Origin of the sequence: Virgibacillus sp. SK37, assembly GCF_000725285.1 — a bacterium.
GTDB lineage: Bacteria > Bacillota > Bacilli > Bacillales > Amphibacillaceae > Virgibacillus_Q.
Map to the genome: position 1 here is coordinate 3,210,584 of NZ_CP007161.1, position 14,603 is coordinate 3,225,186.

The 14,603-nt window shown below is 38.1% G+C and carries 11 protein-coding genes; 4 read left to right on the forward strand and 7 right to left on the reverse strand.

Features of this window, described 5'->3' with window-relative positions; genetic code table 11:
• Positions 1 to 69 precede the first annotated feature (69 nt).
• The 6 genes from X953_RS15975 to X953_RS16000 form a co-directional block, all read right to left on the reverse strand.
• Positions 70 to 903, reverse strand: a complete 834-nt coding sequence (locus X953_RS15975) for a carbohydrate ABC transporter permease (RefSeq protein ID WP_156958505.1) — start codon at positions 901 to 903, stop codon at positions 70 to 72.
• Positions 900 to 1,781 (reverse strand): carbohydrate ABC transporter permease, encoded by an 882-nt coding sequence (locus X953_RS15980; protein ID WP_052350174.1) that lies wholly within the window; start codon positions 1,779 to 1,781, stop codon positions 900 to 902. The genes X953_RS15975 and X953_RS15980 overlap by 4 nt, the downstream gene beginning before the upstream one ends.
• Positions 1,782 to 1,904: 123 nt before the next feature.
• Positions 1,905 to 3,176: an ABC transporter substrate-binding protein gene (locus X953_RS15985; protein ID WP_040956466.1), complete on the reverse strand. Its 1,272-nt coding sequence runs from the start codon at positions 3,174 to 3,176 to the stop codon at positions 1,905 to 1,907.
• A gap of 206 nt (positions 3,177 to 3,382) precedes the next feature.
• Positions 3,383 to 4,891 carry a glycoside hydrolase family 31 protein gene (locus X953_RS15990; RefSeq protein WP_040956467.1) on the reverse strand — a complete coding sequence of 503 codons (1,509 nt, stop codon included), beginning with the start codon at positions 4,889 to 4,891 and terminating at the stop codon, positions 3,383 to 3,385.
• A gap of 93 nt (positions 4,892 to 4,984) precedes the next feature.
• Positions 4,985 to 6,550 carry a response regulator gene (locus tag X953_RS15995; protein ID WP_040956468.1) on the reverse strand — a complete coding sequence of 522 codons (1,566 nt, stop codon included), beginning with the start codon at positions 6,548 to 6,550 and terminating at the stop codon, positions 4,985 to 4,987.
• A 9-nt stretch (positions 6,551 to 6,559) separates the two neighbouring features.
• Entirely contained in the window at positions 6,560 to 8,344 is a 1,785-nt protein-coding gene (locus X953_RS16000; protein ID WP_040956469.1) for a sensor histidine kinase, read from the reverse strand.
• A gap of 298 nt (positions 8,345 to 8,642) precedes the next feature.
• On the opposite strand from X953_RS16000, the gene X953_RS16005 reads away from it, so the two are divergent.
• The 4 genes from X953_RS16005 to X953_RS16025 all read left to right on the forward strand — a co-directional run bounded on the left by X953_RS16005 (position 8,643) and on the right by X953_RS16025 (position 13,734).
• A complete protein-coding gene (locus X953_RS16005; protein ID WP_040956470.1) occupies positions 8,643 to 9,839 on the forward strand; it encodes a galactokinase in 1,197 nt (398 codons plus the stop codon).
• A 306-nt stretch (positions 9,840 to 10,145) separates the two neighbouring features.
• Positions 10,146 to 11,141, forward strand: a complete 996-nt coding sequence (galE, locus tag X953_RS16015; RefSeq protein WP_040956472.1) for a UDP-glucose 4-epimerase GalE — start codon at positions 10,146 to 10,148, stop codon at positions 11,139 to 11,141.
• Positions 11,142 to 11,143: 2 nt separating this feature from the next.
• Entirely contained in the window at positions 11,144 to 12,634 is a 1,491-nt protein-coding gene (gene galT / locus X953_RS16020) for a UDP-glucose--hexose-1-phosphate uridylyltransferase (protein ID WP_040956473.1), read from the forward strand.
• Between the two features lie 65 nt (positions 12,635 to 12,699).
• A complete protein-coding gene (locus X953_RS16025) occupies positions 12,700 to 13,734 on the forward strand; it encodes an aldose epimerase family protein (protein WP_040956474.1) in 1,035 nt (344 codons plus the stop codon).
• Between the two features lie 162 nt (positions 13,735 to 13,896).
• On the opposite strand, the gene X953_RS16030 is transcribed toward X953_RS16025, so the two are convergent.
• Positions 13,897 to 14,601 carry a copper homeostasis protein CutC gene (locus tag X953_RS16030; protein WP_040956475.1) on the reverse strand — a complete coding sequence of 235 codons (705 nt, stop codon included), beginning with the start codon at positions 14,599 to 14,601 and terminating at the stop codon, positions 13,897 to 13,899.
• Positions 14,602 to 14,603 lie beyond the last annotated feature (2 nt).

The following is a 14,603-nucleotide window of genomic DNA, read 5'->3' on the forward strand; positions in this document are numbered from 1 at the left end:
ACAAATTATTATACAAACTCTTTAAACACTGTACAATCTGAGTTGAAAATGTATCTGTAAATCGCTTTATTACCCTTTTACCGACCCTGCAACGACACCTTCTATTACACGCTTTTGCATGAAAATATAGAAGATAACCAATGGCAATGTTGACATCACTAGCATTGGGAAAAATGCCGTCCAATTTGTTGCAAATGGTCCTACATTTTTGTATACCTCCTGCAATAAAACTTGTTTTTCCGGTGATTGCAAGAATAATAGTGGTGTAAGAAAGTCATTCCAAATAGCTAACGTATTTAAAATTACCACCGTCGAGATAATAGGTTTCAACAACGGAAAAATTATTACCCAAAAACAGCGAAAGGTTCCACAGCCATCCATAAATGCTGCCTCTTCCAATTCAATTGGTACAGTATTAATAAATCCGCGGAGCAAGAAAATGGATAGCGGTAAATTTATGCAAAAAACACTAACCAAAATCACGCCCATATGTGTATTCATCAAATGTAATCCAGAGATGATTTGATATAATGGGACGATCGCTATCTGAAAAGGGATAATTAAACCTACTAAAAATATAGAGTACATTACTCTAAAGATCTTCTTTTTGCTTCTAGCTATTACGTAAGCAGCCATGGAGGCAAAGAATACTAGAAATACCACAGCTACAACTGTAATAATCAGGTTATTCTTCAATGCCTGAAGATAATTCATTGCTTCTAACGCATTTATATAGTTCGAGAAATTCAAACTGGTAGGCAGTCCTAATGGATTGGCTGCTGCTTCTGCTGGTGTCTTAAAGGTAGTAACAATCAAATAATATATGGGCAAAAACACTACGGTACTTATAAATAAAAGCCCTAGCAAAAATATAGGTTTCTTAATTAATTTTTTCTTACTCATGATATTTTTCTCTCCCATCTATTTAGGAAAGTAATTACAATTCGCGATAAAATAAATACTGCTATGAAGAAGACCACCGCAAGAGCGGATGCATAGGCATTTCTCCCGCTATTAAAACCTTCCCGAATCATCGTAGTCATTATTGTTTCTGTTGCGTAACCAGGCCCACCTTTTGTCATGGCGAAAATAACATCAAAAACTTTCATTCCTCCAATAAGGCTCATTAGAATATTAAAAGATACTGCTGGATATAACAGTGGTAAGGTGACTGAAAAGAACTTTCTTATCGGTCCTGCCCCATCAATATCTGCAGCCTCATAAAGCGAGGAATCAATACTTTTTAAGTTTGCTATATATATTACCATTGACCAACCAGCCCATTGCCAGACTTGTGTTGCTAATACGGAGTAAAGTGCAATTTTTGGATTACCGAGCCAATTTACAGGTTCACCACCGAAAAATTGAATTATATTGTTAAGCAATCCGTAATCTGCTGAAGTCATAATATATTGAAATAGGAATCCAACAACTAAAATACTCAATACTGCTGGTAAAAAAACTAAAGACTTAACAAAATTCATTCCAGCAGTTTTCTTATTCAAAAATACCGCTAGCAAAATAGCAATCACATTTTGGAAAATGGTAATTAATAAAGCATATTTAATCGTGTTTGTAATTGCAGCTACTGTTTTTTTATCCTGGAATAGAAGTTTAAAATTTTCCAGGCCAACAAATTCAAGCGTAGAATTATAAACAGACCAATTTGTTAAACTATAGAAAAAACTCATAGCTGTGGGCGCAATAAAAAGAATCATAAATCCAATGAAAGCTGGAAGAATCATTAACATAAAGACTCTTTCACGTTGCTTGTTGTACATAATAATCCTCCCCATTATTCTCTACATGTCATCATATAAAATAGATAAAGCATGAGGCGTTATTGAAGAATGGGGGCCCCATTCTTCAAATCCAACACCTCAACTCTATATATAAATAATGGATTATTTTAGAGTGTTTCGTAAATTTTCGTTAACATCATCCGCATCCTTCAGTGCCTCTTCTACTGTTTTTACACCTGCCAGAACTTCTTGCAATGATTTTCCATATGCTTCAACAATAGGATTACCGGACGTCCATACTGCAGTCCAAGGGGCATATACATTACCTGCTTTGAATGCACCTTCACTATCCTCATAAATTTCTCCTAAATCAACCGCCATACCTTCCAGGAATGAACTTCCCGCATTATCTTTAACTAAAGCTTCTTGAGCTTCTTCAGTTGCTGTTATCTCCAACACTTTAACTGCTTCATCAATATGTTCCGATTTTGCATTTATCGCTAGCGCAGAACCTGGCCCACCAATTAACCAACCATCTCCCTCTTCTTTTCCAGGGATAGGAAACATTCCAAGCTCAATGTCCGGATTCTTCTCCATAATAGTTTCTACTGCCCAAGGGCCACTTTCCCACATCGCTGCTTTACCGGTAGCGAACTGATCAAGTGCCTGGTCATAGCTGAGCCCCAACATTTCTTCCGTTAAAATACCTTCTTCAATTACTCTTGACCATTCTTTTACTGCTGGAAGCCATTCCTCTGCTAGTTTTGCTTCCCCTTCATTAAACGCTTCATCAAAGTTTTTACTCTCTTCATCTGCATAAAATTCATTGTTTACTAGACCAATACTTTGTTTCATCATTGGCTCCCATGATTGAGCCCCCATTATTTGTGGTTTAATACCTTTGTCAGATAGCTCTTTACTTATGGCAATAAATTCATCCCAAGTCTTAGGAACCTCTATATTATTTTCTTTAAAGATAGCTTTATTATAAAAGATCCCTTCAAACCATGATTGTAGAGGTGTAGCATAAACCTTATCATCTACGGAATATGGCTTTAAACCAGAATCGGTATATTTTGACGTAAATTCCTTACTCGTTAAATCTAGTAAATAATTTGCTTTTGCTAATAGTTTTGTTTCTCCACCCACTTCAATAATATCCGGACCTTCTCCAGCTTGTAGTTGTGAATTTAATACATTATTAAAGTTATCAAGTGCAACGAATTCAAACTCAATATCTACATTAGGAAGTTGTTCATCCAAATATTTTAAGTAGGTTGCTCTAGTAGACTCCGGATTGTATCCCATCATGCGAAGTTTCACTACGCCATCCTCTGATTTCTCTGAACTACCTTTCGTTTCTCCACTACAACCCGCTAAGATTGTTGCGAACATAAGCATACATATTAACAACGTAACCGCTTTCTTTTTCACTCAAAACACCCCTTTTTTCTTTTAATGTTTATATTGTATACAAGAAATTTCTGATGATAAATAAAAAATATTACTTATTTATATAACAAAAATACTATTTATGCATGAGCATAAATAGTATTTTTGTTATACAGTGATTGATATATTTGTAACTCTTTCATCAAAAGCTGTGTTTATCAGTTTTACGATACCCGTAAAACAAACTTTTATTTCTTCTCTAATATAATAGGTTCTCCCTGTTGACTTGAAAAGTAATGGTAAGATCCTTCGCTGTCCATAACCTTATCCCTATATTGCCAGCTTCCTTGTGGTACGTATACCTTCCTGCCTTCTTCACCTTTCGAAGTAATGGGTGCAACCAAAATATTACTTCCCAACATAAATTGATCTGTAATTTTTTGTACTGGTTCACTTGGAAACTCATATGTCATGTAGCGAATAATAGGTTCGCCGGATTCTTTAGCATGTAATACTAACTGTTCAATAACAGATTGATAGTTTTTTCGGATTTCTATACTTAGTAAAATCTTTTTGAAATCTTCATTGTTTAATACTCTGTATGGTGCTGCAGAAAATTGCATTGCCGGCATCAAACAGGCTATTTCACTATGGCGAATAAAAAGCTCCGTGTCGAGCGCAGCATCTTCCATTTCCTCAAAATCCAAATATTCACCGCCGCCTATCATGTCTGGAGAGCAAAATGGGTGTCCAGTTATTCCTTGTAATAAACTGTTAGGGATAAGTGATTTAATACCATTTTCTTCCCATGAATGTTGCTTGTCACATAAACGCTGGAGTAAAGACATTCCTCCCGCCTTGGCTGATACTCTATATTCATTAAAAGAATATTGTGCACCAAATTTCGCCCAAAGTAAAGACTGCTCATCTGGTGTCACATTACCATATGTCACATTGTCTTCTTGATAATATGTACTATCTCCCCCATCAAACTTAAATCCATCCACACCTATATCACATAATTGGTCCAACTGTTGCTTCAACCATAATGCCGTAGAAGGGTTTGAAAAGTCCAGTACTGCAGAATACCCATTCCACCATTCCGTGATAAACGGCTTACCTTCCTTTGTTTCAATTAGCATTCCTTTATCTCTAAGCTCTCTATATTCTAACGTATCAGGAGTTATATACGGGCTTACCCACAGCATTACGTGAAACCCTTGACTGTGTAGCTTTTGAATCATTGCTTTTGGATCTGGAAACTTTTCTTTATTAAAAGACCATTTTCCATAATAATCCGACCATCCATCATCAATCATTAACACCCCAGCAGGCATGCCACTATTCAAGATATCCTCTGCATATGACAAGATGTCCTTTTCGTTTTGAAAAAAGGTTAACTCAATCCAACTATTGTAAATAGGATTGCTAAACAGCTCCATACTTAATTTATTGTTATCGAAGGGAAAATGATTAGACATTGCTTGAAGGTAGGCACCTTTTAAATTTTGAAATCCTTCTTTATATATTACTTCTCCTATTACTTCAATACTTCCCTTATCAAAGCTTATAACAAATCCTTTCTCACCAAAGAGATACCTGCCCTTACTGGATAAAAACAACGGCATGGATTGATTTGGGGTTTGATTCGTGCGTAAATCAATTTTATACACGTCATCTTTTCCAATAGGCTGATTTATACCTTCGTGTACATATCCTCCATACCAAAATTCCTGCTCCTGCATTTTAATTTTCATTTTTAGGCCTCCAAATTCTTCATAGACTCTATCTAGGATAAATAAATTTGTAGTTAAAAGAAAGAAAGAAAATTATTTATATTTAACACAATATTACTTTTTCTGTTTTCGGTATTCATTAGGGGTCATCGATTCATATTTTTTAAAAAGCTTTGAAAAGTAACTGGGATTTTCGTAACCAACCTCAAAAGAGATTTCCCAGCTCTTCATATCGGTTTCAAGTAATAGTCTTTTTGCTTCGTTCAATCTTAGCTCAGTAAGATAACTCCATAAGTTAATTCCTACTTCCCTTTTAAATAAATAACTGAAGTAGCTTTTACTTACCGAAATTTGATTGCATATTCCATCAAGCGTGAGGTTTTCGTTATATCTTTCTTTTAGTATTTGTATACTTTCCTCTACTATCTTACTATACTTATTTCGGGATTTTTCATCCTGTTGGAGTGTTTGTTCAATCGCAATCCACATAAATTCTTTAAGCTCTTTAAAACTTTTTAAGTTCAACAAATCCTGATAAGTTAGCATTAATATGCGATTGTTCTGCTCCGTTTTCGTATGATATTGTAATACGATATTTTTTAATAGCATAATGATTTGAAAGCAAATATCATAGATATAATCTAAATCCATGGGATTAATATTTTTGGACAAGAAAAAAATTTCGTCGATTAATTTTTCTGCATTCATGATATCTTTTTCTTTGAGTGCAGCTTCTACTTCCTTCACCAGGTCAGCACTGGGAATTTGATTGAAGTCTTCCTCTTTATAATTATATCCGAACCCTAATACATTGTCCGAATCAATATAAAAGTTGTAACGAGATAAAAGTTTGGTCTTTTTATACTGTACTGGAAGATCGCTTATCCCTGTTATGACATCACTAAAACAGGCCATAACGTTTATATTATAATGGGTATGTACAAGTTGAATGATGTCTTTGCTGAGTTTCTTTAACTCTTCCTGATTTATTTCTGAAATTAGAATCACCCATGAATCTTCTTCATATTCAAATAAAATGTTTTTGTAGCTATTCAAAACACTATCCAAAAGCTCATTCATATGATCCAGTTGCATCATTTCCATGTTATGCATACTTACATATTCATCTATTGTATTGTGGTTCATTTGAATGATTAGTAGATAATAATTTTCAAAATTAAAAGAACCGCTTTGGGGAAGATCTCTAGTACGAGTGGATTCATGCCCTGTCCTCATATATGTGCTGAGTTCCAATCTTTTAATCTGCTCTTCATTTTCTTCCATCTTACGTTTTTGTTCTTTTTCTCCGTTTATTTTTTCGATTACGGTGGCAAGTGCTTTATTTAATTCCTGTTCATCTACCGGCTTTAAAATATAGTCAGAGCACCCTTCCTTCATAGCTTCCTGGACATAGGAGAAATCACCATATGCACTAACTAAAATAAATTCTGTATGTTTATTTCTTCTTTTGGCCTTTTTTACAAACTCAATCCCATTCATATTTGGCATGTTAATATCTGTGATGACTATGTGAGGGTTGTATTTTTCAAAAGCTTCATAAGCTTCTACGCCATCTTGAGCCACACCTGCCAGCTCCAAGTTATACTGTCTCCAGTCGATCAAACTTTGAAGCATACGAACTGTGAGAATCTCATCATCCACCAATAATACCTTTAACATTTTATCCCTCTATTCTTCTCCCAGATTTGGAATAGTAATGATAACTGTCGTACCCCGCTTATTATCGGAAACTATTTTCAAACCGAATGTTTCTCCGAACTCACTCTTGATCCTTTTATCTACATTCATTAATCCTATACTTTTTTTAGCATGATAAGTGTCTTTGGATATAAAACTCTGTTGTATGTCACTTACTTCCTCTTTACTTATACCAGTTCCATTGTCTGTTACAATAATAGAAATATCCTGATCCTCTTTTTCTACAGATATATTTAAAAATCCATGCATCTGGTTTTTAAATCCATGATTCATCGAATTCTCTACTAAAGGTTGGATAATTAGCTTAGGGATTCGCACATTTTCCAACCCTTCTTCACAGTAAATGGAGTAATGAATTTTATTTTCAAAACGAATATTTTGAATTGAAATATATTGCTCTGTGTATTTCAACTCTGTTTTCAAAGCCACCTTTTCATAAGGCTGATAAACAGAGTAAGCCATCATCTTCCCTAACAGCGTAGTTAGTCTTGATATTTTTTCCGTATCTCCGTTAACAGCAAAAGCTTTAATCGACTGCAGTACATTATTTAAGAAATGTGGGTTAATTTGGTGTTGAAGGGCTTTCATTTGTTCTTTAGACAGTCTTTTTTGTTCTAATAGCACTTTATCGGAAAGTGCTGTCATATTTTGAATCATATGTTCAGCTGAGTGTGAAAGCTTATTTATTTCTTCACTACTATTTTCTTCAAAGCGAACTGAATAATCCCCTTCAGCAATTCTATTAAATTTAATTATTAATCTGTTCATTGGCACCAATATCGTTTTAGAAATCATTCCTGAAACACTCGTAATGATAATAGAAGATAATATAATCAGTCCGATAATGAATATCAGCACTGTAATTTCTGATTTACGAATTTCTGTCAGGCTTTTTATTCCAACAATACTCCAACCGGTAGTTTTAGAAGTATTCATTACAACCAAAAGGTCCTGTTCTCCCCAACTTTTACCATGCAATAAGAAATACTTTTCCCCTTTTTTAATTCTCTTCTTTAACTCTTTAATCTGCTCATTAGAAGCATCTATTAATTCCGGGAATTGCAGCCACTCCTGGTTATTATGTATTGCTAGTTGCACACCATTCTCTCTTGGATTCTTTAATAGGATAGAAGATAAATCTATATCGTTTAGCAAATATGATTTATTTTTTAAAGAGTAATCCCCCATATTTTGTATGGGAGTAACCATGGATATAGTATTTTCTCCCTTACTATTTATTAAGTAATTTGTATTATGGAAATTAGTGAAATAGCTATTATTGTAAGAGTTTTTCTCTATCTTATTTAATTCATTGAACCAACCCTGTTTTTCAAAATTGTAGTTGTCTTTTAAATACTCCTTGTATGAATATAATTCTTTTCCCTTCTCCCCGATAATTACCGCATTCTTTATATATGGCATTAACTTAAACTGTCTGAGCTTTTCATGGACATTCCGCTGGTTATATAACTCTATGGAATAATCTATTTTTTCTGCTTGGTTTCGGTAAGCTACTGCTGCTTGTACAGTCGGATCACCAGCTATAACATAAGCGAGATTTTGCAAACGTCCAAAATTACTATCCAAAAGCTCTAAATTTGATCTCACCATGCTTTTTAAGTATATATGGCTTTGTTCCTGAAAATTTTTATTTGTATACTGTAATATTATAGCGCTTACAATTATTAACATAGAAAAGAAAATAAGCGAAAAATACTTTTTGATTTTATTTTCTAAAGTATTTTTTCTTTTCATTCACAAAACCCCGTTCTAAAATTACTTTATGTAAATAAACTTTCTCTGTATCATCATACTCCAGATAAATATTAATCATTTAGGTTACATCAGCTTATTGTCCAATTATTTTAGCACATATTTTACTTCGAATTGAATCGTTTAATAGATTTATTTCAAAAATATTTATCTATAAAATGTGTATAAAGCATTGAATTTGACGTGTTTTAATAGTAAACTTACCTTATCTTAACTTAATTAAATTAATTAATAAAGTTTAAAGCGTTTACAGTAAACTATCTATTTTGGAGGTAACATTATGGCAGAACACGACCTATTCACCCAATTCCAATCCATTTTCCAAACTGGTCATCACCCTGCTCCATTTTTTGCACCGGGAAGAATCAATCTCATTGGGGAACATACTGATTATAATGGTGGAAACGTTTTCCCTGCAGCGATTTCCTTTGGCACGTATGCATTGGCAAGGAAGCGACATGATCAGCTGCTGCGGTTTTATTCGCTCAATTTTTCCGAAAAAGGTATAATTGAATGTGAACTTAATGAATTAGACTATGACGACAAACATGATTGGGCGAACTATCCAAAAGGCATGATTCAGGCTCTGAAGCAGCAGGGGCATTCAATCAATGCTGGGATGGATATTCTTTATTATGGCAATATCCCGAACGGTGCTGGTCTTTCCTCTTCTGCGTCCATTGAAATGGTGACAGGTGTACTGCTTGAGGAATTATTCGATTTAAACATCGAGCGGCTTGCCATGATCAAGCTTGGTCAGCAGGTGGAAAATAATTATATTGGGGTAAATAGTGGCATCATGGATCAGTTTGCCATTGGCATGGGTAAGAAAAATCATGCGATGCTACTAGACTGCCAGACAATTGACTTCCAATATGCGCCGGTAGAGCTTGAGGATCATATCATTATGATTATGAACACAAATAAACAGCGCACACTTGCTGGCTCAAAATACAATGAGCGTCGGGAGCAATGTGAAGCAGCTCTTCGTGATTTACAGACAGAGCTTGCCATTAACAGTCTTGGTGACTTAACGAATGAGCAATTTGAAAAGCATCAGCATTTAATTCAGGATGAGGTCAATTGTAAGCGCGCCCGCCATGCAGTCACGGAAAATCAACGCACACTTAAGGCATTAGATGAACTGCATGCTGGTAACCTGTCTGAGTTTGGACGTCTTATGGATGCCTCTCACCAATCATTGAAAGAGGATTATGAAGTGACTGGTGTAGAGCTGGATACCCTTGTAGCGGCCGCTCGCAAGCAGGATGGCGTACTCGGCGCGAGAATGACAGGCGCAGGCTTCGGTGGTTGTGCAATTGCTATTGTAGAAAAGAAACATCAGGATGCATTCAGGGATCAAGTTAATGCTATTTATCGCGAGCAAATTGGCTATGATGCAACCTTTTACCCGGCAAGTATTTCTGATGGGGCAAAAAAATTAGATGATGTAGGGAGCGTGCCTGCGGCTGAATAAGATGTGGGGTTAGGCTGGTGCTGGTGTGGGGTGCTCTGTTGCGGGTGGGGCTGTTGCTGTCTCGGGGAGAGTCCTTCCTGTCGCGGTTCAACCGCATGTTGTCTCGGGAAGAAGCTCAGCTGTCGCGGCACAGTCACATCCTGTCTCGGATAGAGTGATCGGTGTCGCGGCTAAGCTGCATGATGTCTCGGAAAGAGTGCCTCGTGTCTCGGTTCAGCCGGACGCTGTCTCGGACCGTCCCCAGGCTACCCAAATTTCCAACATAATTTTCCAAATCCCTTTTATAGAAAGAAAGGAGCATTTTTAATGAGCATATTAGTATTAGGTGGAGCGGGTTACATTGGCTCCCATGCGGTTTATCAATTAAAAGAACAAGGTCATGATGTGGTGGTTGTCGATAATCTACAGACTGGTCATCGGGAGGCAGTGCATCCGGAGGCAACCTTTTATGAAGGAGATATCCGCAAAATTGACTTTTTACGTGATGTTTTTAATAAAGAATCCATTGAGGCAGTGATCCATTTTGCGGCAAATTCTCTTGTTGGCGAATCAATGGAAAAACCGCTTGCCTATTTTGATAACAATGTTTATGGTACACAGGTTCTTCTCCAGGTAATGGTGGAGCATAATGTGAAATTTATTGTCTTCTCCTCCACTGCGGCTACATATGGTGAACCGGAAGCAGTTCCCATCACAGAAACAATGCCAACTAAGCCGACGAATCCGTATGGGGAAACAAAGCTTACGATGGAAAAACTGATGAAATGGACCAATGAAGCACATGGGGTCAATTATGTTTCCCTCCGCTATTTCAATGTGGCTGGAGCGAAGGAATCAGCTGTTATTGGGGAAGATCATCGTCCGGAAACACATCTCGTTCCGATTATTTTGCAGGCAGCACTTGGACAACGAAAGCATATTACCATTTTCGGCGAAGACTATGATACACCAGACGGCACGTGCATTCGCGATTATGTCCATGTCGATGACCTGATTGCTGCCCATTTACTTGCACTTGATTATCTGAAAAAAGGTGGAGCCAGCGATGTTTTCAACCTTGGCAGCAGTCAAGGATTTTCTGTTAAAGAAATGATTGATGCAGCAAGAAAAGTTACCGGCAAGGAAATTCCGGCGGTTAGCGGGCCACGCCGCCCCGGAGATCCAAGTAAGCTTGTAGCAAGCTCTGAAAAAGCCCAACGCATCCTTGGTTGGAAGCCTGAACAAACATCTATCGATAAAATTATGGAGGATGCTTGGAGATGGCACTCCACTCACCCTAACGGCTATGGAACGGAGGGTTAATAATGATCTACACACATATCGCAAGCCTGATCGAAAAGGGATTGGAAGCAGGATTGATCGAAATGAAAGACCGCATTTATGTGCGTAATCAGGTCATGCATCAGCTTGGCCTCCCTTCTTTCCCCGAAGAGCTGCCGGAAACTGTGGATGTCTCTATCCCGGATCTTTTAGAAAAAATCATTGATTGGGCAGTTTCCGAGCAGGTCATTGAAAATGTATTGGATGAGAAAGAGATATTATCTGCAAATATAATGAACTGTTTTGTGGCGAGGCCTTCCGTCATTCAACATACTTTTGAAGAAAAATACAGTCAATCACCTGTAACTGCAACAGATTATTTTTATGATTTAAGCAAAAACAGTAACTATATTCAGATGAACCGTATTCGCAAAAATATTCATTTCAAAGCAGAAAGCGCATATGGGGATCTCGACATTACGATCAATTTATCCAAGCCAGAAAAAGATCCGGAACAAATTCGCCGGGAACGGGAAATGAAGCAGACAGTGAATTATCCAAAATGCCTTCTCTGTGTGGAAAATGAGGGCTACAATGGCAGAACAGGACATCCCGCCCGCGCGAATCACCGTATCATTCAGGTGCCGCTTCGGGGAGAAAACTGGTATTTACAGTATTCACCTTATGTATACTACAATGAACACAGTATTCTTCTTGCAGAAGAGCATCGGGATATGAAGATTGATATTACTGCATTTCAGCGATTGCTTACATTTACGGAGAAGTTTCCACACTACTTTATCGGCTCAAACGCAGACCTGCCAATCGTCGGTGGCTCCATTTTAAGCCATGACCATTACCAGGCAGGCCGTTATGAATTTGCGATGACAAACGCAGCGCATGTTAAAGACGTGTCGCTCTCAGGGTATCCTGATGTGCAGGCGTCCATCTTGAAATGGCCATTGTCCGTCATTCGCCTGCAAGGAGACGATCCAGAACAACTAGCCACTGCTGGTGACCATATTTTAAACGTATGGAAAAATTACTCCGATGAAGAAGCAGCTATTTTAGCTTATACAGAGGAAACACGCCACAACACGATTACACCAATTGCCAGAAGACGTGGCGATAAATTTGAGCTTGATTTAGTTTTACGAAACAATCGCACAACAGAAGAGCATCCAATGGGAATTTTCCACCCACATGCCGATGTTCATCATATTAAAAAGGAAAATATTGGACTGATTGAGGTAATGGGGCTTGCCGTATTACCAGCACGTTTGAAGGAAGAACTTGCTGAGCTGAAAAAGTTTTTACTAGGTGAAGCCAGTGATGTTGCTGCATACCATCAGGAATGGGCAGAGCAATTGAAGCAGGAATACGGTACAGTTAGTGATGAAGCAACTGTTAATACAATTGTAGAAAAAGAGCTTGGTAAGAAGTTTGCCAGAGTACTTGAAGATGCTGGTGTATTTAAACAGACAGATTCCGGACTGGCAGCATTCCAGCGATTTATCGATACAGTGAATAAATAGAAATAGGATAACGGGTAGATGACGTCTGCCCGTTATTTTTGCATCAAGTGGAGAGGAGAAAAACAATGCATATTACATCGGAACAGGTCGTAAATAAATGGAAGCAATATACACTTACAAACGATCAGGGCATGGAAGTTAGCATACTGAATTTTGGCGGAATTATTACGAAGCTTATCGCACCAGACAAAGATGGCAACAAGGAAAACATCGTCCTTGGTTATGAAAATCTGGAAGAATACGCAGAAAATCCAAATTACTTTGGCGCTGTGGTTGGCAGAGTTGCAGGCAGAACAGCAAATGCTACCTTTGAATTGAACGGTAGACGTTATGAGTTGGACGCAAATGAAGGCAAGCATCACTTACATGGCGGAAAACACGGATTCAGTCATGTTGTTTGGCACGCAGAAACCTTTTCTACAGACAGAGCGGTTGGTGTAAAACTCACCCATGAAAGCCCTGATGGCGAAAGTGGATACCCAGGGAATGTGCGTGTTACGGTGACTTATTCACTAACAAACGCAAATGAACTGGTAATAGACTACGAAGCAGATACGGATCAGCCGACAGTGTTGGCCATGACAAACCACAGTTATTTTAATCTTCGTGGCAATTTAAAAGACTCCATTGCCGGACATCAGGTTCGAATTTCAAGTAATGAATTTGTAGAATTAGATAAAGAACTGATCCCAACTGGGCATAAATTAGAGGTTGGCGAAACCCCATTTGACTTCCGCCATGGACGAGCATTGCAGGATGGGATCGTGTCAGAACATGTGCAGAACCAACTTGTCGGTAACGGGTATGATCATTACTTTATTTTTCAGGAGGATGCGTCGAAACAGGTGAAAGTAACCGAGCCAATCAGTGGGCGAACCATGGAGATTGCCACTGACCAACCAGGAATGGTCATGTACACTGGAAATGGACTGAATGAAGGATTGCAACTCGTTGGAGGCAGTTCCCAAAAGCACCTCGGCGTCTGTTTTGAAACACAAGGCTCCCCTGCTTCATTGGAGCATAAAGGCTTTCCTGACATACGACTTGAAGCTGGAGAAACATATAAGAAAAAGACAACTTTTCGATTTGATGTGGAGTGAGTGAGTGCGAGGATGAGGTGAGGGCTGGTTTGGGGCAGGGCTCTCTCATTTGGGTGCGTGGCTCTCTCATTTGGATGCGGGGCTCTCTCATATTTGATGCGGGCTCTCTCATTTGACGACGGTCACCTTCATATCTGGTGACCGCCACATTAAATTCACTAACTATCCCTCTTTCAACACCCGCAATACGCCATCAACAGTCTCCTCATCAAACCCATTCGCAAATGACTGCTCTACACGCACAGATTTTCCAAAGTGAAACTCAGTCGCTTCTGTTGTCTGCTTGATCTCCTGGATGTTTTCTGGTGTAAGTCCAGATCCCGGCATAATTACTGGGCCACCTAATTCTTGCTGCAATTTTACCAGCTTACGCAAATGCTCTTTTCCTTCCATACAATTGGGTTTTCCACCTGACGTTAAAATCCTCTTTACATTGGAAGGATAGTTACATAGGGTTTGATATGCTTCTTCCTGTGAAGTGACTTCATCAAAGGCGCGATGAAAAGTAATGTCGATTTCTGGGAATTGGTTAATAAGCTCCTTCAACATGGATGCATTGACGGTACCATCTTGATTTAAAGCACCAAATACAATTCGATTTCCACCCAGTTCCCGAATGGCTTTCACATCTTCAACAATGACCTCAAAATCCGCTTCTGTATAAAAAAAGTTATAACTATGCGGGCGGACCATAATTTGAACAGGGATTTCTACATTTTCCAATACCTGTTTCATTGTTCCGTAGCTAGGAGTCAGACCGCCTTCTTTCATGGCAGATACCAGTTCCAAGCGGTCTGCCCCCAGTTTTAGTGCCTCGATTGCTTCCTGCTTACTTTGTACAATGACTTCGAGTTTGATTTGTCTCATCC

Bases quoted from the DNA above. Each gene is read 5' to 3' on its own strand.
- X953_RS15975 (WP_156958505.1), bottom strand. From the start codon at position 903: ATGAGTAAGAAAAAATTAATTAAGAAACCTATATTTTTGCTAGGGCTT.
- X953_RS15980 (WP_052350174.1), bottom strand. From the start codon at position 1,781: ATGTACAACAAGCAACGTGAAAGAGTCTTTATGTTAATGATTCTTCCA.
- X953_RS15990 (WP_040956467.1), bottom strand. From the start codon at position 4,891: ATGAAAATTAAAATGCAGGAGCAGGAATTTTGGTATGGAGGATATGTA.
- X953_RS15995 (WP_040956468.1), bottom strand. From the start codon at position 6,550: ATGTTAAAGGTATTATTGGTGGATGATGAGATTCTCACAGTTCGTATG.
- X953_RS16000 (WP_040956469.1), bottom strand. From the start codon at position 8,344: ATGAAAAGAAAAAATACTTTAGAAAATAAAATCAAAAAGTATTTTTCG.
- X953_RS16005 (WP_040956470.1), top strand. From the start codon at position 8,643: ATGGCAGAACACGACCTATTCACCCAATTCCAATCCATTTTCCAAACT.
- galE (WP_040956472.1), top strand. From the start codon at position 10,146: ATGAGCATATTAGTATTAGGTGGAGCGGGTTACATTGGCTCCCATGCG.
- galT (WP_040956473.1), top strand. From the start codon at position 11,144: ATGATCTACACACATATCGCAAGCCTGATCGAAAAGGGATTGGAAGCA.
- X953_RS16025 (WP_040956474.1), top strand. From the start codon at position 12,700: ATGCATATTACATCGGAACAGGTCGTAAATAAATGGAAGCAATATACA.
- X953_RS16030 (WP_040956475.1), bottom strand. From the start codon at position 14,601: ATGAGACAAATCAAACTCGAAGTCATTGTACAAAGTAAGCAGGAAGCA.